The sequence below is a fragment of the Methyloceanibacter sp. genome (assembly GCF_041573655.1).
Classification (GTDB): Bacteria; Pseudomonadota; Alphaproteobacteria; order Rhizobiales; family Methyloligellaceae; genus Methyloceanibacter.
The window spans coordinates 1-18,785 of record NZ_JBFFQD010000014.1 but is presented as its reverse complement, the minus strand read 5'-3'; the positions used below and the strand labels follow the sequence as shown (position 1 = coordinate 18,785).

The following is an 18,785-nucleotide window of genomic DNA, read 5'->3' as shown; positions in this document are numbered from 1 at the left end:
TGCGCATCGTTGAGACGCTCAGTGCTTGTCTTCGCCAATGCGCGTCTCCTCGCCCTGCAGGAGCCGCTGAATGTTCGCGGCGTGGCGAATGTAAAGAAGGACGGTGAGGACGCCAAACAGCACCGCAAGCGGCCACATCTGGAGGACGGCAAAGGTTCCCACGGTGGCTGCGCTGGAGATGAGAGCTGCAAGAGACGAGTAGCGCGTCGCGGTGGCCACGAGCAGCCACATCACGCAGAAGCCGAGGCCGACGGGCCAAAACAGCCCGAGCGCCACGCCGATATATGTGGCGACGCCTTTGCCGCCGCGAAAGCCAAGCCACACGGGAAAGAGATGACCGAGAAACGCGCCGAGACCGCCAGCCATCGCGGCGTAGGGACCGAAATGCGACCCGATCCACACGGCCGCTGCACCCTTCAACACGTCAAGTAGCAGTGTCAGGGCGGCGAGGCCCTTACTGCCCGTCCGCAAGACATTGGTGGCGCCGATATTGCCTGAGCCGATGGCGCGCACATCGCCACGGCCGGTCAGCTTCGTGAGGATCAACCCGAAGGGAATTGAACCAAGCAGATACCCGAGCGCAAAGCTGAACAGGCACAGGCCAAGCGTGGATGGAAGGACAGCGGCCCAATCATCGGACGGCGGCATCGCTTACCCTCATTGTGACGCCAGAATCGGTCAACCGTAGTGGTAGACGGGCCGTCCGGCAACGAAGGTCACGAGCGCCCGGCCTTCGAATCGTGCCCCCTCAAAGGGCGTATTCTTCGATTTGGAGCAGAGCTGTTCGAGCTCCACTCGCCACGGCATTTCGAGATCGATGAGCGTGAGATCCGCCGGCGCGCCCTTCGCCATCCGTCCGGAGTCGAGACCAAGGAGCCTGGCGGGCGTGGTGGACATTGCTTCCAGCAGACGTTGCAGCGTGACTTCACCATTGTGATAGAGCCGCAAGGCGGCGCCGAGCATGGTCTCGAGGCCAGCCGCACCATCCGCCGCCTCGGCGAAGGGCCGGCGTTTGCCTTCCGCACCGCGGGGATCGTGGGCGGAGACGATCACGTCGATATCGCCGCTCGCGACGCCTTCGACCATGGCTTGCCGGTCATCTTCGGCGCGAAGCGGCGGCTTCATCTTGAAGAAGGTCCGGTAGGGCCCGATGTCGTTCTCGTTCAACGTGAGATGGTTGACGGAGACGCTACAGGTCACGGGGAGGCCGCGGGATTTCGCGGCACGAATGACGTCGAGCGAGGCGCGGCAGGAAATCTGGCCGGCGTGGTAGCGTCCGCCCGTCAGCTCGACGAGACGGATATCGCGTTCCAGCATCATGGTCTCGGCGGCTGCCGGTACGCCGCGCAGGCCCAGCCGGGTTGCGACCTCACCTTCGTTCATCACGCCCTCCTGGGCGAGCGAGGTATCCTCAAGGTGATGCACGATGAGCGCGCCATAGTCCTTGGCGTATGACAGCACGTTCCGCATCAGTCTGGCGTTGGCGACGCTCGACTTGCCATTGGTGAACGCGACAGCGCCCGCATCCTGGAGCAAGCCGATCTCGGCCATCTCCTCGCCCTTCAGTTCGCGCGTCATGGCGGCCATGGGGTGGACATGGACGAGGGCGGTGTCGCGGGCGCGGCGCAGAATGAAGTCCACCAGGGCCACGTCGTCGATGACGGGATCGGTGTCCGGCATGCAGCAGATGGTGGTGACGCCGCCCGCCGCCGCCGCGCGGCTAGCTGTCGCCAGCGTCTCGCGGTGCTCGTGGCCGGGCTCGCCGCCGAACACCATCATGTCGATGAGGCCCGGCGCTACGGTCCGGCCGCCGCAATCGAGCGACTCGGCGCCTGCAACGGAGCCTTCCATGATGTGCGCGCCGAGATCGGCGATCACCCCGTCTTCGATCAGCAAGCCGCCAAAGGCGTCGAGCCCCGTTGCCGGGTCGATCAAGCGTGCGTTGACTAGGGTGAGGAGTTTGCCGTGGCTGGGCATTGCGGTCACCGGTTGGGCAGGTGACGGGCGAGCGCTTGCAGTACCGCCATGCGTACGGCGACGCCCATCTCCACCTGTTCGCGGATCACGCTGCGCGAGTCGTCCGCCACGTTGGAATCGATCTCCACCCCGCGATTCATCGGCCCGGGATGCATGATGAGTGCGTCGGGCTTGGCGCAGGCGAGCTTGTCGTAGTCAAGACCGTAGAAGTGGAAGTACTCCCGCTGGCTCGGGATCAGACTTGAGACCATGCGTTCGCGCTGAAGCCGAAGCATCATGACGATGTCAGCATCGGCGAGCCCGTCGGTCATGGAGTTGTAGACCTCCACGCCGAGCCGTTCGATGCCGGCGCCGAGAAGCGTCGAAGGCGCGATGACGCGCACGCGTGCGCCGAGCGTGTTCAGCAGGAGGATGTTCGAGCGGGCCACCCGCGAGTGCTGAATGTCACCGCAGATGGCGACGATGAGCCCCTCGATCCGGTTCTTGTGGCGGCGAATGGTGAGGGCGTCGAGCAGGGCCTGCGTCGGGTGCTCGTGGCTGCCGTCGCCGGCATTGATCACGCAGCAGTCCACTTTTTGGGCGAGCAACTCGACGGCGCCGGCGGCACGATGGCGGACGACGAGCAGGTCGGGGCGCATGGCGTTCAGCGTCACCGCCGTGTCGATCAGCGTCTCGCCCTTTTGGATCGACGAGGTCGGGATCGACATATTCATTACGTCGGCGCCCAGCCGCTTGCCCGCCAGCTCGAACGAGCTTTGGGTCCGGGTGGAGGCCTCGAAAAAGAGATTGATAAGCGTCCGGCCGCGGAGGTCGTCGCTCTTCTTATTGACCTGACGGCCAAGCTTCGCCGCCTCCTCGGAGAGGTCCAGCAGCGTTACGATCTCGCTGCGTGAAAGACCTTCTATGCCAAGAAGATGGCGGTGTGGAAACGGGGCTGTGGGAGCTTCTTCCGCGATGCTCATTAAAGGTCACTGTATAAGGCCGCTCGGTCCAGGCATCAAGCGTGAGCGCATATTTCGGGAAGCTTGGTGAAAGCAGGCCATGTGCGATGAGAGCACGGTGCGGAAATTGGTCGAGGCATCGGCGTTAGCACAAGCCTTGACCAGGCGACGCCGTCATGAGGCTGCCCTGGATCAAAGCCTAGGCTCTGCGCATTGCCTAAGCGTCGCATCGGCGGGAGGGGGCTTGCCAGAGAGGTGAAAACTTCAATACCTTGTAAGGCAAGCGAATCAACAAGATGGCACGGTCGGTTGAGGGAAACTACGCACCTTCTTAGGTGTGGCCGGCCCTACTGGGGGACAATTGGGAGGCGCTAGACCATGATGAGCTTGCCGTTTGTTCTCTTCGCCTGCGCGGTTGGTGCGGCGTGGATGCGCCAACGCGGCGTGTCCATGGGGTTTTGGGCTCTTGGGCTCATCGCCATGCTCGTGCTGTTCCGCTTCCACGTCACGGAAGTCTTGATGATCCAGCTCTGAGGCGAAGGAGGGGGAGAACGTGTCTGCGGACCTATCGAAGCTTCTGAACGCCATCGGGCTGCTTGCCATCAGCACGGTGCTGGCGCTTGCGCTCGTCGACCAGCTTTGGTTCGGCGACTTGCCATGTCCCTTATGCATTCTGCAGCGTGCCGGTTTCTTCGCTGCCGGGTTCGGCATTGCGCTGAATCTGATTTTCGGGCCGAAGCCAAGTCACTATGGCGTCGCCATCGTCGGCGCGATTGCCGGCGGTTCCATATCGCTGCGCCAGATTGTGCTGCATATCATTCCGGGCACCGGTCATTACGGCAACGACGTATTCGGCTTACATCTTTATACGTGGGCTTTCATTGCCTTCGCCGCGATCATTCTGGGTTGTGCGATCATGTTGCTCGACGACCGGCAGTTTTCCCGGGCCGAGCCCATGTCGGTGCGGTTGAAGGTCTTGCCGCTTTCAGCGCTGCTGCTGTTCCTGACGCTTGCGATCGCCAATATCGCCTCGACCGTCGCACTCTGTGGCGCCGGCCTCTGCCCGGACGATCCGAAGACCTACATGCTCTTGCAGGGCGGCTAGCGCACTTTAGGAGTTCGCGAGACCTCTCAAACGGTCCAGCGCGCCTTGGAGGATGTAGGCGGCCGCCATGCGGTCGATCACTTCGGCCCGGCGCTTTCGCGATGCGTCGGCCTCGATCAAGTGCCGCTCCACGGCTGCTGTCGACAGACGCTCATCCCAGAATGTCATGGGGATAGGAACATGCGCCGCCAGATTGCGCGCGAAGGCGCGGGTTGATTGGGCGCGCGGACCTTCGCTGCCGTCGAGATTGAGCGGAAGGCCGATCACGAGCCCGCCGACGCCTTCCTTTTCAGCGATCTCGGCGATCTCTTTGGCATCGGCCGTGAACTTGGTGCGTCTCAGAGTTTTGTACGGGGTGGCGACGGTGCGGGTCACGTCCGTCAGGGCCAGCCCCACGGTCTTCGTGCCTACATCCAGCCCGAGCAGCCTGGCACCGGGCTGTAGCGCCGACGGCAAGTCTTCGATAGGAAGGGGCGAAGTGTCTGTCACAGGGCCAAGTGAAGGGTAAGACGATGAAATTGACGTGGTTCGGCCATTCCTGCTTTCGCGTGGAGACCGGCGATAGCCGCATCCTGATCGATCCGTTTCTGAGCGGCAATCCCACCTTCGAGAAAGCCAACATTCCCTGGACCGACGTGACCGAGGGGGTGACCCATGTGGCGCTGACCCACGGCCATGAGGATCATGTCGGCGATACGGTCCGGGTTTGCAAGGAAACCGGCACCACGCTTCTTGCCGTGCACGAGCTTGCGACCTACCTCGCGGGCCAAGGGGTGGAGAAGACCGACCCCGGCAATACTGGCGGCATGATCCCCCAAGGGGACTTCGATCTGACCTTCGTGCAGGCCCTGCATTCGTCCTCCAACATGGTCGATGGGCGGCCGGTCTATCTCGGCAATCCGTGCGGGCTGGTGATCGCCGGAAAAGGGGACAAGACCCTCTATCACCTGGGCGATACGGACATCTTCGCCGACATGGCGCTGATCAACGAGTTGCACCAGCCGCAAATCGGTATCGTACCGATCGGCGACCGCTATACCATGGGCGCCAAGGGCGCCGCGCTTGCCTGCAAGCGCTTCTTCGACTTCGAGACCGTGGTGCCGTGTCACTACGGAACCTTCCCGGTCATCGATCAGACGGCGGACAAATTTGTCGCGGAAATGGGTGGGAACCGGGTCCTGGTCCCGGAGGTCGGCGTACCCTTCGAGGTCTGAGGCTAGGGCGCGGCCTGGCACCAAGTCGCCGCCACCACGTTGCCGCTCCCTCAGGGCGGTGCTACAGGAAGTCCCAGATTTTCAACCCCCGCGAGACCCCCACAAATCCATGTCCGTCGACAGTGCCACCGTTCGCCGTATTGCCCGCCTTGCCCGCATCGCCATTACCGATGAGGAGGCCGCGCGGCTGGAGACCGAACTCTCCGGCATCCTCGATTGGGTGGCCCAGCTCGACGAGCTCGACACCAGCAATGTGGAGCCGATGACGCGGGTTGAGGCTATGTCCATGAAGAAGCGTAAGGACGAGGTGACGGACGGCTTCTGCGCCGACGACATCGTCAAGAATGCGCCAGAGGTGGACGATCATTTTTTCGTCGTGCCGAAGATCGTCGAGTAGACAACCGTGACAGACCTGACAGACCTGACGATTGCGGACGCGCGCGACGCCTTGCGCGACAAGTCCTTCTCCGCCGAAGAGCTGGCACAAGCGCATCTCGATGCGGTCGATGCCGCCAACGCGGGGATCAACGCCTATGTCTTGCCGACGCCCCAGCGCGCGCTTGAGATGGCGAAGGCGAGCGATGCGCGGTTGGCCAAGGGGGAGGGCGGTGCACTCGAAGGCATTCCGCTCGGCATCAAGGATCTGTTCTGCACGCGCGACGTCCGCACCACGGCCTGCTCGCATATCCTCGACGGCTTCACGCCCCCTTACGAGTCCACGGTCACCGCCAATCTGTGGGGGCAAGGCGCGGTGATGCTCGGCAAGCTCAACAACGATGAGTTCGCCATGGGGTCGTCCAATGAGACGAGCTATTACGGCGACGTCGTCAATCCTTGGCGGCGCGAAGGCTCCGACGCCAAGCTCGTGCCGGGCGGATCGTCCGGCGGGTCCTCGGCGGCAGTCGCCGCGCGGCTGTGCTTAGGTGCAACAGCAACGGATACCGGTGGGTCAATCCGGCAACCAGCGGCTTTTACGGGAACTGTCGGTCTCAAGCCCACCTACGGCCGCTGCTCGCGTTGGGGCATCGTGGCGTTTGCCTCCTCGCTCGATCAGGCCGGACCGATCACGCGCTCGGTGCGCGATGCAGCCATTATGTTGAATGTCATGGCGAGCCATGATCCCAAGGACACGACGAGTGCGGACGTGCCCGTGCCCGACTTCGAGGCCGCGGTGGGCAAAGGTGTCAAAGGTCTGACGATCGGTATTCCCAAGGAGTACCGCGTGGAGGGTATGGCGCCGGAGGTCGAAGCGCTGTGGCAGCAGGGCATTGCCTGGCTGAAGGACGCGGGCGCAAACATCAAAGAGGTGAGCCTGCCGCACACCAAATACGCGTTGCCGTCTTATTATATTGTCGCGCCGGCGGAGGCGTCGTCCAATCTCGCCCGCTATGACGGTGTGCGTTATGGCTTGCGCGAGACGGGCAGCGACGTGACCTCTATGTACGAGAACACGCGCGAAGCAGGCTTTGGCGCCGAAGTGAAGCGGCGCATCCTGATCGGCACCTACGTGCTGTCGGCCGGCTATTACGATGCCTATTACCTGAAGGCGCAGAAGGTCCGCACCTTGATCAAACGCGATTTCGATCAAGCGTTCGAGGGCGTCGATGCAATCCTGACGCCGACCACGCCTAGTCCTGCTTTTGGCGTGGGCGAAAAGTCCGGCGATCCGCTTGAGATGTATCTGAACGACATCTTCACGGTGACGGTGAACATGGCCGGACTGCCTGGCGTGTCGATCCCGGCCGGGCTGTCGTCCGAAGGCACGCCGCTTGGCCTCCAACTGATTGGCCGCGCGTTCGACGAGGAGACGCTATTCCGCGCCGGACAGGTGATCGAGGACGCGGCAGGCCCGATGGCCAAGCCGCAAGACTGGTGGAGCAAGGGGGCGTAATGGCCACACGCGATGCGCAGAAATGCGACAACATGGATGAGGTGCGGCTCGAGATCGACCGCATCGACCAGGCGATGGTGGACCTGATCTGCGAGCGGTTCGCTTTTGTGGATCGCGCCTGGCAGCTCAAGAACTCGCCTGCGGACGCCCGCGTGCCCTGGCGCATCCAGCAGGTCATCGACAGGGTGCGTGCGCGCGCCGAGGAAAACAATCTGCCGCCGGAACTTGTTGAGGCTCTGTGGCGTCAAATGATCGGCTGGTTCATCCAGTACGAAGAAGAGAAGCTTCGCAAGCCGGGGCCCAAGGAGTAGCGGCGGCCCATGAACGCCAAGAGCGAAAAATCGAACCTGATCGAAGGCGACACCGGCGACTGGGAGGTGGTGATCGGCATGGAGGTCCATGCCCAGGTCAGCTCCAACGCCAAGCTGTTCTCCGGCGCCTCGACCGAGTTTGGCGGTGATCCGAACTCACATGTGAGCCTGGTCGATGCGGCGATGCCCGGCATGCTGCCCGTAATCAACGAGGCGTGCGTGTCGCAGGCAGTGCGCACGGGGTTGGGTTTGAAGGCCGCGATCAATCTTTATTCGGTGTTCGACCGGAAGAACTATTTCTATCCCGATCTGCCGCAGGGCTATCAGATCAGTCAGTTCAAGAACCCGATCGTGGGCGAGGGCGAGGTCATCGTCGATCTCTTGAGCGGCGAGCGGGTGATCGTCGGCATCGAGCGGCTGCATTTGGAGCAGGATGCAGGCAAGAGCCTGCACGATCAGCATCCGCAGCACTCCTATGTGGATCTCAACCGCTCGGGTGTGGCGCTGATGGAGATCGTGTCGAAGCCCGATTTGCGCTCCTCCGAACAGGCCAAGGCCTATGTCAGTAAGCTGCGCACCATCCTGCGCTATCTCGGCACGTGCGACGGCAATATGGAGCAGGGCTCCTTGCGCGCCGATGTGAACGTCTCCGTGCGGTGCCCGGGCGACGAACTCGGTACGCGTTGCGAGATCAAGAACGTCAATTCGATCCGTTTTATCGGTCAGGCGATCGAGTACGAGGCACGCCGGCAGATCGAGATCATCGAGGACGACGGAACAATCGATCAGGAAACACGGCTGTTCGATGCCAAGACGGGCGAGACGCGGTCCATGCGCTCCAAGGAGGAGGCACACGATTACCGCTACTTCCCGGATCCGGATCTTCTGCCGCTCGAGCTCAGCCAAGACTTCGTGGATGGCCTCGCTGCGGACCTCCCGGAGCTTCCCGACCAAAAGCGCGCACGCTTCATTGCCGACTATGGGCTCACGCCTTACGACGCCGACGTGCTTGTCGCCGAGCGCGAAAGTGTCGACTATTTCGAGGCGGTGGCGAAGGGCCGCGACGCCAAGCAGGCGGCGAACTGGGTCATCAACGAGTTGTTCGGCCGTCTCAACAAAGAAGGCCTGACCATCTTCGACAGTCCTGTCTCGGCGGCGCAGCTTGGCGGCATCCTTGATCTCATCAAAGAAGACACGATCTCCGGCAAGATCGCGAAGGATGTCTTCGACATTGTCTGGACCGACGGCGGCGACCCGAGCGAGATCGTCGAGGCGCGCGGGCTAAAGCAAGTCACCGACACCGGCGCCATTGAGAAGGCCGTGGACGAGGTCATCGCGGCGAACCCCGACAAGGTCGAGCAGGCCAAGGAGAAACCTGCGTTGATCGGCTGGTTCGTCGGACAGGTGATGAAGGCCACGGGCGGCAAGGCGAGCCCGCAGGCGGTGAACGCACTACTCAAGTCAAAGCTTGGCGTCGACTAGGTGATGCACGAGGCATGACCCACGCAATTCGCGTCCATGAGTATGGCGGTCCCGAGACCCTGACCTGGGAAGAGGTCGAGGTCGGTGAGCCGGGCCCTGGCGAAATCCGCGTCAAGCAGACTGCCATCGGCCTCAACTATATCGACGTCTATGTGCGCACCGGCCTCTACCCGCAGGATGCGTTGCCGTTCGTACCGGGCATGGAAGGTGCCGGTGTGGTGACGGCGCTCGGCGAAGGCGTACGCGACCTGAAGGTCGGGCGCCGCGTTGCCTATGCGGGCCCTATCGGGGGATACGCGGAGGAGCGGTTGATCGCGGCGGACCGCGTGGTGCGTGTTCCGCAAGGCCTGAGCGATGAGACGGCCGCGGCCATCATGCTGAAGGGCATGACCGCGCAATATCTCCTGCGCCGCACCTACAAGGTCGGGCCGGATACGACGCTGCTGTTTCATGCGGCAGCGGGCGGTGTCGGCATGATTGCGTGCCAGTGGGCGGCCGCGCTCGGCGCTAAGGTGATCGGCACGGTGGGGTCCGCCGGCAAGGCGCTGATCGCGCGGAGCCACGGCTGCACGCATGTCATTAACTACCGCGAGGAAGACGTGGTCGCCAAGGTGCAGGCGTACACCAAGGGTGAGGGCGTCGACGTGGTGTACGACTCGGTCGGCAAGGATACGTTTCCGGCATCGCTCGATTGCCTCAAGCGGCGGGGCATGTGGGTGAGCTTCGGTCAGGCGTCGGGGCCGGTGCCGGAGTTTCGCATCAACCTTCTCGCGCAAAAGGGCTCGCTGTTCGCCACGCGGCCGGCCCTCGGCGACTATATCGCCACGCGAAAAGAGCTGGTCTCATGCGCGAACGACCTGTTCGGGGCTATTGCCAAGAACAAGGTCAAGATCGCCATCGATCAGACCTACCCGTTGAGGGAGGCGACGCGCGCCCACGGCGATCTCGAAGGGCGCCTCACCACAGGGTCGACGCTTCTTATTCCTTGATTTTTTCAAGGGGAATTCGCGCGCGAAGTTTATGCGTGGTTATCGGTCCGTGACCGGGAATGGTCAAAGAAACCTTGCCAAACGCCGATGTTAAGCTTTGACCCGCTTTTGCCCTGCGCAAGAGCCCGCGCCGTAAACCAAAGTTACCGCGCGCTTCAGACTTCCTGATTTCTCGTTCACCACATCGATTCAGACGTTGTTGAAGGACCTGGCCCATGATCCTTCCCGTGTTCGACGGGAACGGCGCGCTGAACATCGCGGGGAAAAGCGAGTTCGCGGCGCGGAAAAATAAGGGGGACGTTAAAATGGCACGACTGGAACTTTCGACGGCGATTACCGGTCACATGGAGTTCGCAGCGCAAGCAGGTGCGCCGGATGCTTTGTTCGAACTCGGCATGCTCTATGCGACCGGCCGCGATATCGATATGGATCTCGTGAGCGCGCATAAATGGTTCAACCTCGCCGCGGCGCGGGGCAACGTTTCGGCAAAGACCTATCGTGTGGAGCTCTCCCAGGAGATGACCACGGATCAGATCTCCGAGGCACAAAAACAAGCCCGCGAGTGGCTGCAGACTCACTAAGTAAGCCGACACACAATAAAAACGCTCTAGGGAGGAGGGGGCGCTGGATTTATTCCAGTGCCCCTTTGTCTGTCGAGCCGCAATTGCGGAAGAAGGAGCGCATGCAGCGATAGCTCCGGCGCGCAAGACTTTCGCTCTCCGCGCCCGCACTTCGGGTCGTCTTCGGCGGCGGAGCAGGGGCTCGTGCCGCCGGCTCCGACGAGCCGATACCGATCGCCGAGCCCGCATTGCGTAGGCCCTTTTTCGAGGCATCGACCGCCCGGCCACCCAGCTCGAACAGCGATGTCGGTTCGTCGCCTTCCGGTTCCTTGAAAGTGCGCTGGTCCCGTTCGATCCGCTGTTGGAGTTCGCGCACGCGCGGATCGGAGGTCACGTTCTCGGGAATGGCCGGGCCGTCATAAGTGTAGGCCTTGACCAGCCCCACGCAGGCCGCCGTTGCCTTCTCCGCGGAGCAGGAGGCGTGGTTGCCTTCCTTGGCGGTGCGGATCACGCAGTAGAGCTTCAGCGCGTCGCTCGTCTTGACGCCGCTGCCGGTCACGCGGCAGCGATACGTCTCGCTGGGGCTCTTGCAGGTCACGCAGTAATCGGCGCCGGCGGCTGGCGCCGGCAGCGCAAGCCACATCGTTGCCGCCGCGGTCAGCCCCGCCAAGACAAACGGCCCTCGATGGAAAGGTCCACGCATGGCGCTCACGCCCTTCTGGTGCGTCATGGCCGCGATTCTAGCATATTGGCGGGGGTCGCAATACACGCTCCGAAGCCCGTCCCAGGCCCTGCCAGGGCCGATTCCGGCCGGATCTCGCGACCTTCCTCGATTCTTGCGGCTTGGCTCCCCATTTCCCGGGGGCGGCTTTCTACTGGAAAAACGCACGACGCGACATTCCGTTCGTAGGGGAAGGTGCCGTGTTGACCGGCCAACGCCGGATCAGTAAGGCTTTGCGTCAACGGAGACGTGGCCGAGAGGCTGAAGGCGGCGGTTTGCTAAACCGTTATACGGTCAAAAGCCGTATCGGGGGTTCGAATCCCCCCGTCTCCGCCAACTTGGGCTCCCGGCCAGGCCTGGGCCCAGAGGGCGAAAACATGACCCCTGATCCCCTGAAGTCCGATCCTGAACAGGACCTCGATCGCGCGTTCATCGAGCGGGAGCGCAACCGCTTTGCTGGCCGGGCGCTCTCATTCCTGGTCCTGCTGAACGGCGCCGCCGCGCTCATTCTGCTCGCCATCATGGCGCAAGCCCCGGAATCGACCGTCGATGGAAAGGTCGCCACGGCCCTGCTGTTCTTCAGCAGCGGAGCGATGGCAGCCTTGCTCGCCGCGTTTTTGGCCTACATCAATCGAACAGTCAGGATGCGGCAATCGGCGCGACGGGAAGAACTTAGGGCTGCGTTGCGCGGGCTCGCTATCGCCGCGGTGATCGGCAGCGGGGCGGCGTTCCTCGTCGGCATGAATATGGTGGCGATGAGTGCAGTCGAGAAATCGAGTTCACACCCCAAGGGCCAACGCGAGGACAAGCCGGCCAAGTCTGCGCCAATCGAGAAGGTGGATGATCGAGGCGGGGCCCAGGATCAGGCCACGCGTTTCGGGTAGGGCGGTCAGCCTCTACTCGGGGCCGGTCATCTCGCGGGTGAAGTCCGCCCACGCCTTTTGCCCCTCGGCGGTCAGCGCGTCCACCTTTTCGCTGACGACGTCCCAGTTGACGATACGCTTCTCCTCCGTGCCGCCGCCGTCCCGGTCCAAGACGTAGACCGCGATGATCGTGAGCGCAACGCCGAGGATGAATCCAACAAGAAAACGCATAGAAACCCCACCACTGTGCCCCTAGATCATAGGTCGCTAGGGGCCTGAGAGGAAGCGGGTTCGCTAGCCCGTTGGCCTAAAGTCTGAGGGACATCAACGCCTGGCAGCGCGAGAGTTTGATCTTGGTCAAGGTCCGACTCGTCTGCCTGGCGCAATTCTGCCCAAAATGAAGGGGAAACCGCATGGCGGCACTGCTCGATCGAGACGAGTGGAGGGCATTTTCGGATTTTCTGGCGCTGGGGGGCGCGGCCCTTTGCGTCATCCTTGGCCTCGTCCTAGCACTGGCCGGCGAAGACCCGGTCATCGCCTTCCACGGTTGCGTTCTGCTGGGCGCCGCGGCATTGGCCTTTTTCTTTATCCTGACGCAGATCATGGAGAAGAAAGAGACCCATGACGCGACGAACTATGCGGACGGGGTGGTTCGCGCCGGCGTCATTGCCACGGTCTTCTGGGGGCTTGCGGGCTTCATCGTCGGCGACGTCATCGCCTGGCAGCTCGCCTTTCCGGTCCTCAATCTTGATCTACCCTGGACGAGTTTCGGCCGCCTGAGGCCGGTCCACACCTCCGCCGTCATCTTCGCCTTCGGCGGCAACGCACTACTAGCCACGTCGTTCTATGTCGTGCAGCGGACTTGTCGTACGCGGCTTGCCGGCAAATGGTCGCCCTGGTTCGTGTTCTGGGGCTATCAGCTGTTCATCGTGCTCGCGGCAACCGGCTACGTCCTGGGCGTCACGCAGTCCAAGGAGTATGCGGAGCCGGAGTGGTATGTCGACCTGTGGCTCACCGTCGTTTGGGTCGTCTACTTCCTGGTGTTCGTAGCGACGCTCGCCAAGCGCAAAGAACCGCACATCTACGTCGCCAACTGGTTCTATCTCGCCTTCATCGTTACCGTGGCGATGCTGCACATCGTCAACAATCTGGCAGTGCCACTGTCGCTGGTCGGCTCGAAGAGCTACGTCATCTATTCAGGCGTCCAAGACGCCATGACCCAGTGGTGGTACGGCCACAATGCGGTGGGTTTCTTCCTCACCGCCGGCTTCCTCGGCATGATGTACTATTTCGTGCCGAAGCGCGCAGAGCGGCCGATCTATTCTTACCGGCTGTCTGTGGTCCACTTCTGGTCGCTGATCTTCATCTATATCTGGGCGGGACCGCATCACCTGCATTACACGGCGCTGCCGGACTGGGCGCAGACGCTCGGCATGACGTTCTCCATCATCCTATGGATGCCGTCCTGGGGCGGCATGATCAACGGCCTGATGACGCTGTCGGGCGCCTGGGACAAGCTGAGGACCGATCCGGTCATCCGCATGCTCGTCGTGGCCGTCGCCTTCTACGGCATGTCCACCTTCGAAGGCCCGCTGATGAGTATTAAGTCGGTCAACTCGCTGTCGCATTACACCGATTGGACCATCGGGCACGTGCATTCCGGCGCGCTCGGCTGGGTCGCCTACATCTCATTCGGCGCGCTCTACTGCCTCGTGCCGTGGCTGTGGCACCGCAAGTCGCTCTATTCACAGCGTCTCGTGGAGTGGCACTTCTGGATCTCGACGCTCGGCATCGTGCTCTACATCACCTCAATGTGGGTGTCGGGCATTCTGCAGGGGCTGATGTGGCGGGCCTACGATCACCTCGGCTTCCTCGAGTACTCGTTCGTCGAGACTGTCGAAGCGATGCATCCCTTCTACGTGATCCGCGCGATTGGCGGTCTGCTGTTCGTCATCGGCGCTTTCTTGATGACATACAATCTGTGGCGTACGGCGAGAGGGGATCAGCCGGTCGACGCTACGGACCAGCCAGAAGTTGCCGCGGCGCCTGAGTTCAGGCCCGGCCAATACACGGCGCCGGCGGAATAGGGGGATCGCATGAGCTGGGCAAAGCATCAAATTCTGGAAAAAAGTTCGATCCTTATGCTGGTCATGATCCTGATCGTGGTGGCCATTGGTGGCCTCGTGGAGATCGCGCCGCTGTTCTGGTTGAGCTCGACTATCGAAAAGGTAAAAGGCATGCGGCCCTATACGCCGCTCGAGTTGGCGGGCCGCGACATCTATGTGCGCGAGGGCTGCTATGTGTGCCACAGCCAGATGATCCGCTCGCTCAAGGACGAGGTCGAGCGCTACGGCCATTACAGCCTTGCCGCCGAGAGCATGTACGATCATCCCTTCCAGTGGGGATCGAAGCGGACCGGCCCCGATCTCGCGCGGCTCGGCGGGAAATATTCCGACGAGTGGCATCGTGCACACATGATCGACCCGCGCGCGGTGGTGCCGGAATCGGTGATGCCGGGCTATCCGTTCCTCGCGGAGAGGGAGCTCGGCTATGACGACATCGAAGACCGCTTGCGCGTGAATGCGATCGTCGGCGTGCCCTACAGCGAAGAGATGATCGCGGCCGCAAGGACCGACCTGGAATTGCAGGCGGGCGTCGGCACCGAAGGGCTCGAGGCGTTCCTCGCGGCCTATCCAAAAGCGCAAGTGCGTTCGTTCGACGGCAACCCGGATCGTCTGTCGGAGCTCGATGCATTGATTGCCTACATGCAGATGCTTGGCACGCTGGTCGACTTCGCCTCATTCGATGCGGCGGGACCGAACCTGAGATGAGGAGGGCGTCATGAGCTACGAGAACGTTGCATCGATCAGCCAGGTGGTCGCGCTTCTCTTCTTCATCGCGCTGTTCGTGGCGGTGCTGGCCTACGCGTTTTGGCCAGGCAACAAGAAGCGTTTCGACGAGGCCGCTCGACTGCCTTTGGAAGACGATCCTGAGCCGAAGAACGAGAAAGACGACTGAGCCATGGCCAAGCGCGAAACCGATAACGATGCGGGCACGACCGGCCATGAATGGGACGGTATTGAGGAGCTGAACAAGCCGCTGCCGAAATGGTGGCTTTACATCCTCTATGCCACCATTGTCTGGGCCATCGGCTATTGGCTCGTCTATCCGGCGTGGCCGACCGTGTCGGGCTACACCAAGGGTTATTTCGGCTATAGCCAGCGTAAAGTGGTCGTGGAGCAGTTGGCCAAGGCGCAAATGGCGAAGGCCGAATTCCGCGAAAGAATCGTGGAGAGCGATTTGGCGGCGATCCAGGCGGATACCGAGCTTCACAACTTCGCGCTGGCGGGCGGTGCTGCGGCCTTCGGCGACAACTGCGCGCCCTGCCATGGCCGTGGTGCGCAAGGTAGCATCGGCTATCCCAATCTGCGCGACGACGCGTGGTTGTGGGGCGGTTCGCTTGACGCAATCCACCAGACGATCCAGCACGGCATTCGCGCGGACGATCCGAAAACCCGCAATAGCGAGATGCCGGCGTTCGGCCAGCTCGGCATGTTGACGCCGGAGCAGGTCGACGATACGGCGGAGTATGTCCTGTCCTTGTCGGACAACGCCGAGGACGCGGAGGCCACGGCGCGCGGGAAAGAGCTCTACGCCGCAAATTGCGCGGTATGCCACGGGCCGGACGGCGAAGGCAATCAGGCGCTCGGGGCGCCCGATTTGTCCGACGAGCTTTGGCTCTATGGTGGCGACAAGGTTGCGATCGTGGAGACGATTACCAATAGCCGAAGCGGTATGATGCCCGCGTGGAACGAGCGCCTTGATCCTGCGGCGATCAAAGAACTCGCCATCTACGTCCACTCGCTGGGCGGCGGCCAATAGAACTACACGACCGCTGGGTTCCGTCGTGACGATGACTGAAACACAAACCGGTGCTCCCGTTGGGGGCTCAAACGGTAATGGGCGTCCTGCGGAGGCAGCTCCCGGCGTGGCGCGTAGCGATGCGCCGACCGTCAGCGGAGGCTCCCTCTACGCGGACCGGGTCAAGGTCTATCCCAAGGAGGCCCACGGGCGTTTTCGGACGCTAAAGTGGATCGTCATGGCGGTGACGCTTGGCATCTACTACCTGCTGCCCTTCGTGCGCTGGGACCGCGGACCGTATCTGCCCGATCAGGCGGTGCTGCTCGATCTACCGGGGCGACGCTTCTACTTCTTCTTCCTCGAGATTTGGCCGCAGGAGTTTTACTACGTCACCGGCCTGTTGGTGCTGGGGTCGCTGGCGTTGTTCCTCGTCACCTCGGTGGCCGGCCGCGTATGGTGCGGCTACACCTGTCCGCAAACGGTTTGGACAGATCTCATGATCGCGGTGGAGCGTTTTTGGCAGGGCGATCGCAATGCACGGCTGCGGCTCGACAAGCACCCTTGGGCGGCCCAGACGCTGTGGCGCAAAAGCGCGACGCATCTGACCTGGCTGCTGATTGCCATCGCCACGGGCGGTGCGTGGGTCTTCTACTTCGCCGACGCGCCGACGCTGGCCAAGCAGCTGGTGATGTTCGAGGCGCCGATGACGGCGTATTTCTTCATCGGCCTCTTCACCGTGACAACCTATGTGCTGGGTGGCATCGCCCGCGAGCAGGTCTGCATCTATATGTGCCCTTGGCCGCGCATTCAGGGGGCGATGTTCGACCGGGATTCGCTTCTGATCTCCTACCGGACCTGGCGGGGTGAACCGCATGGCCCCCACAAGGCGGGGCAATCCTGGGAAGGCCGTGGCGATTGCGTAGACTGCCGCCAGTGCGTGGCGGTCTGTCCTGCCGGAATCGACATTCGCGACGGGCCGCAACTTGAGTGTATCCAATGCGCTCTATGCATCGACGCCTGCGACGCTATCATGAGCAAGGTGGGGCGCCCGACGGGCCTCATTGCTTACGATACGGAGCGCAATCTGGAAGCGGGGGCGGAGGACGCGGAGCCTTTGCGCCTGTTCCGGCCGCGCGTCATTCTTTATGCCGCCGCGATGGTCGTGGTGAGCATTATCATGGTCGGTGCGCTCGCGACCCGAGCCGAGTTTGAGATGAACGTGCTGCATGACCGCAACCCGCTTTACGTCAAGCTGTCCAACGGCGGGGTGCGCAATGGCTATACGATCAAGCTTCTAAACAAGCTCTACGCGCCTCGCGCCTTCAAGATTGGCGTCGAGGGGCTGCCGGGTGCCAAGGTCGACATGGTCGGTCATGAGGGTGGCGTGGTGCCAGTGCCACCGGATAACATGCAGTCGGTACGGCTCTATGTGTCGTTGGACAAGCCGGCCGTGAAGGCCTTGGCTGATCAGGCCGCGCCGTTCACCTTCGTGATCACGGACATTGCGAACGGGACGAAGACCGAGCACAACGCAAAGTTCCAAGGACCACCGCGATGAAAGCCGAAGGCTGGTTTGCGAACGGTATTCAGGGGCGACACGTCCTGGCGATGCTCGCCGTTTTCTTTGGCGTGATGTTCGCGGTCAACGGTTTGCTGGTCTACTACGCGGTCGATACGTTCAGTGGTGGCGACCGGCCTGACCCCTATCGTAGCGGTTTGCGCTACAACGACACGATTGGTGAATCGGCCCGCCAAGCGGCGCTCGGCTGGCAGACGGAGGTGTCTTACGACGACACGCGAGGCCGGATGACGCTGCGCTTTGCGGACAAGTCAAAGACGCCCATTGTCGATCTGGATCTGCGCGGTGTTCTCGGACGGCCGGCGACCGACCGGGAGGACCAGGAGGTCGTGTTCGAGCACATTGCGAATGGCGTCTACGCAGCAGATGTGCAGCTTTCGTCCGGAAGCTGGGTGCTGGCTGCTATCGCGCATGACGGCCAAGGGGGAGAGCCGGTCTATCGGCTGAAGCGGCGTCTTTACGTCGCGGACAAGTCGTGACCGCGCAGCCGGCCGCACTTGTTCAGCAGGCTTCGGCGGCCACACCCGCAACGCTCATGCTCGCCGTGGACGAGATGCATTGCGGGGCGTGTTTGCGTTCGGTCGAGCGCGCGGCACTCCGCGTTCCCGGCGTGGACAGCGCAAGGGCGTCGCTTGCCGCCAAGCGGCTCACGGTCAGCTACGATCCTTCGACGGCCAGCGACGTTGACGTGATCGCGGCGCTCGAGCGGATCGGTTTCTCCGCAGCGCCCATCGACGCGGCCAGCCAGGACCGGGGCGACGCGCGTCAGAAATATCTGTTGCGGCGCGTTGCGGTCGCTGGCTTCGCGGCCATGAATATTATGCTCATCTCGATCGCGGTGTGGTCGGGGGAGGGCGGCGAGATGGATCCGATGCTCGCCGGGGTGTTCCGTTGGCTGTCGGCGCTGATTGCACTGCCGACCGTCGTCTATGCGGGCCAGCCTTTCTTTGTCTCCGCGCTCGCCGCGCTCAAAGGTCGCCGTCTCAACATGGATGTGCCCATCTCGCTCGCCATCATCCTGGCGACGGGCATGAGCCTCTATCAGACCATGCTGAACAACGAGCAGGTCTATTTCGACGCGGCCGTGACGCTGCTCTTCTTCCTGCTGGTGGGCCGCTATCTCGATGAGTCCTTGCGCGTGCGGGCGCGCGGCGAGGCGCAGAATCTTCTCAGCCTGCAAGGCGGCATCGCTACCGTGATCGAGGAGGGCGGTCAGCGGAAGGTCTCCGCGCACTCGCTTCAGGTTGGGGATCGCCTGTTGGTGGCTGCGGGCGAGCGCATTGCCGCCGAT

Annotated in this window: 23 protein-coding genes and 1 tRNA gene; 18 read left to right on the top strand and 6 right to left on the bottom strand. The window is 62.5% G+C overall.

Annotated features, from left to right (window positions below; translation table 11 throughout):
* Positions 1-18 precede the first annotated feature (18 nt).
* Genes plsY through ABY454_RS05185 form a run of 3 tightly spaced genes read right to left on the bottom strand, consistent with a single transcriptional unit; the run spans position 19 to position 2,939 of the window.
* Positions 19-648, bottom strand: coding sequence for a glycerol-3-phosphate 1-O-acyltransferase PlsY (gene plsY / locus ABY454_RS05195; RefSeq protein WP_372929116.1), 630 nt, complete (start codon positions 646-648; stop codon positions 19-21).
* Between the two features lie 30 nt (positions 649-678).
* Positions 679-1,977: a dihydroorotase gene (locus ABY454_RS05190; RefSeq protein WP_372929153.1), complete on the bottom strand. Its 1,299-nt coding sequence runs from the start codon at positions 1,975-1,977 to the stop codon at positions 679-681.
* Positions 1,978-1,982: 5 nt separating this feature from the next.
* Positions 1,983-2,939, bottom strand: a complete 957-nt coding sequence (locus tag ABY454_RS05185) for an aspartate carbamoyltransferase catalytic subunit (protein WP_372929115.1) — start codon at positions 2,937-2,939, stop codon at positions 1,983-1,985.
* Positions 2,940-3,296: 357 nt separating this feature from the next.
* Between ABY454_RS05185 and ABY454_RS05180 the strand changes: the two genes are divergently transcribed.
* A complete protein-coding gene (locus tag ABY454_RS05180; protein ID WP_372929114.1) occupies positions 3,297-3,452 on the top strand; it encodes a DUF5993 family protein in 156 nt (51 codons plus the stop codon).
* 19 nt (positions 3,453-3,471) lie between these two features.
* On the top strand, positions 3,472-4,023 hold the full coding sequence (locus tag ABY454_RS05175; RefSeq protein ID WP_372929113.1) for a disulfide bond formation protein B: 552 nt from the start codon (positions 3,472-3,474) through the stop codon (positions 4,021-4,023).
* Positions 4,024-4,029: 6 nt separating this feature from the next.
* Here ABY454_RS05175 and ruvX read toward each other — a convergent pair whose 3' ends face one another.
* The gene (ruvX, locus tag ABY454_RS05170) at positions 4,030-4,512 is read right to left on the bottom strand and encodes a Holliday junction resolvase RuvX (RefSeq protein WP_372929112.1); all 483 of its coding nucleotides are present in this window, start codon (positions 4,510-4,512) and stop codon (positions 4,030-4,032) included.
* 23 nt (positions 4,513-4,535) lie between these two features.
* On the opposite strand from ruvX, the gene ABY454_RS05165 reads away from it, so the two are divergent.
* From ABY454_RS05165 to ABY454_RS05135, 7 genes are all read left to right on the top strand, one after another.
* A complete protein-coding gene (locus ABY454_RS05165) occupies positions 4,536-5,237 on the top strand; it encodes a metal-dependent hydrolase (protein ID WP_372929111.1) in 702 nt (233 codons plus the stop codon).
* Positions 5,238-5,346: 109 nt separating this feature from the next.
* Positions 5,347-5,634, top strand: coding sequence for an Asp-tRNA(Asn)/Glu-tRNA(Gln) amidotransferase subunit GatC (gene gatC / locus ABY454_RS05160; RefSeq protein ID WP_372929110.1), 288 nt, complete (start codon positions 5,347-5,349; stop codon positions 5,632-5,634).
* A 6-nt stretch (positions 5,635-5,640) separates the two neighbouring features.
* A complete protein-coding gene (gene gatA / locus ABY454_RS05155) occupies positions 5,641-7,128 on the top strand; it encodes an Asp-tRNA(Asn)/Glu-tRNA(Gln) amidotransferase subunit GatA (RefSeq protein WP_372929109.1) in 1,488 nt (495 codons plus the stop codon).
* Positions 7,128-7,439: a chorismate mutase gene (locus ABY454_RS05150; protein WP_372929108.1), complete on the top strand. Its 312-nt coding sequence runs from the start codon at positions 7,128-7,130 to the stop codon at positions 7,437-7,439. The genes gatA and ABY454_RS05150 overlap by 1 nt, the downstream gene beginning before the upstream one ends.
* A gap of 9 nt (positions 7,440-7,448) precedes the next feature.
* A complete protein-coding gene (gene gatB / locus ABY454_RS05145) occupies positions 7,449-8,921 on the top strand; it encodes an Asp-tRNA(Asn)/Glu-tRNA(Gln) amidotransferase subunit GatB (RefSeq protein WP_372929107.1) in 1,473 nt (490 codons plus the stop codon).
* A 14-nt stretch (positions 8,922-8,935) separates the two neighbouring features.
* Positions 8,936-9,910 carry a quinone oxidoreductase gene (locus ABY454_RS05140; protein ID WP_372929106.1) on the top strand — a complete coding sequence of 325 codons (975 nt, stop codon included), beginning with the start codon at positions 8,936-8,938 and terminating at the stop codon, positions 9,908-9,910.
* Between the two features lie 305 nt (positions 9,911-10,215).
* On the top strand, positions 10,216-10,491 hold the full coding sequence (locus ABY454_RS05135; protein WP_372929152.1) for a hypothetical protein: 276 nt from the start codon (positions 10,216-10,218) through the stop codon (positions 10,489-10,491).
* Between the two features lie 49 nt (positions 10,492-10,540).
* Here the strand turns inward: ABY454_RS05135 and ABY454_RS05130 are convergent, their stop codons facing one another.
* Entirely contained in the window at positions 10,541-11,200 is a 660-nt protein-coding gene (locus tag ABY454_RS05130) for a hypothetical protein (protein WP_372929105.1), read from the bottom strand.
* A gap of 234 nt (positions 11,201-11,434) precedes the next feature.
* On the opposite strand from ABY454_RS05130, the gene ABY454_RS05125 reads away from it, so the two are divergent.
* Positions 11,435-11,527 (top strand) — tRNA-Ser (locus ABY454_RS05125).
* 41 nt (positions 11,528-11,568) lie between these two features.
* Positions 11,569-12,075 (top strand): hypothetical protein, encoded by a 507-nt coding sequence (locus ABY454_RS05120; RefSeq protein WP_372929104.1) that lies wholly within the window; start codon positions 11,569-11,571, stop codon positions 12,073-12,075.
* A gap of 12 nt (positions 12,076-12,087) precedes the next feature.
* On the opposite strand, the gene ABY454_RS05115 is transcribed toward ABY454_RS05120, so the two are convergent.
* A complete protein-coding gene (locus ABY454_RS05115) occupies positions 12,088-12,285 on the bottom strand; it encodes a hypothetical protein (RefSeq protein ID WP_372929103.1) in 198 nt (65 codons plus the stop codon).
* 182 nt (positions 12,286-12,467) lie between these two features.
* On the opposite strand from ABY454_RS05115, the gene ccoN reads away from it, so the two are divergent.
* The 7 genes from ccoN to ABY454_RS05080 all read left to right on the top strand — a co-directional run.
* Positions 12,468-14,141, top strand: a complete 1,674-nt coding sequence (gene ccoN / locus ABY454_RS05110) for a cytochrome-c oxidase, cbb3-type subunit I (protein ID WP_372929102.1) — start codon at positions 12,468-12,470, stop codon at positions 14,139-14,141.
* A gap of 9 nt (positions 14,142-14,150) precedes the next feature.
* Positions 14,151-14,885, top strand: coding sequence for a cytochrome-c oxidase, cbb3-type subunit II (gene ccoO, locus ABY454_RS05105; RefSeq protein WP_372929101.1), 735 nt, complete (start codon positions 14,151-14,153; stop codon positions 14,883-14,885).
* A gap of 10 nt (positions 14,886-14,895) precedes the next feature.
* Positions 14,896-15,072 carry a cbb3-type cytochrome c oxidase subunit 3 gene (locus ABY454_RS05100; RefSeq protein WP_372929100.1) on the top strand — a complete coding sequence of 59 codons (177 nt, stop codon included), beginning with the start codon at positions 14,896-14,898 and terminating at the stop codon, positions 15,070-15,072.
* A 3-nt stretch (positions 15,073-15,075) separates the two neighbouring features.
* Positions 15,076-15,936 (top strand): cytochrome-c oxidase, cbb3-type subunit III, encoded by an 861-nt coding sequence (gene ccoP, locus ABY454_RS05095; protein ID WP_372929099.1) that lies wholly within the window; start codon positions 15,076-15,078, stop codon positions 15,934-15,936.
* A 31-nt stretch (positions 15,937-15,967) separates the two neighbouring features.
* The gene (gene ccoG / locus ABY454_RS05090) at positions 15,968-17,473 is read left to right on the top strand and encodes a cytochrome c oxidase accessory protein CcoG (protein ID WP_372929098.1); all 1,506 of its coding nucleotides are present in this window, start codon (positions 15,968-15,970) and stop codon (positions 17,471-17,473) included.
* On the top strand, positions 17,470-17,973 hold the full coding sequence (locus tag ABY454_RS05085; protein WP_372929097.1) for a FixH family protein: 504 nt from the start codon (positions 17,470-17,472) through the stop codon (positions 17,971-17,973). The genes ccoG and ABY454_RS05085 overlap by 4 nt, the downstream gene beginning before the upstream one ends.
* A partial coding sequence (locus ABY454_RS05080) for a cation transporter (RefSeq protein ID WP_372929096.1) occupies positions 17,970-18,785 on the top strand: 816 nt, incomplete at its 3' end. The genes ABY454_RS05085 and ABY454_RS05080, both read left to right, overlap by 4 nt.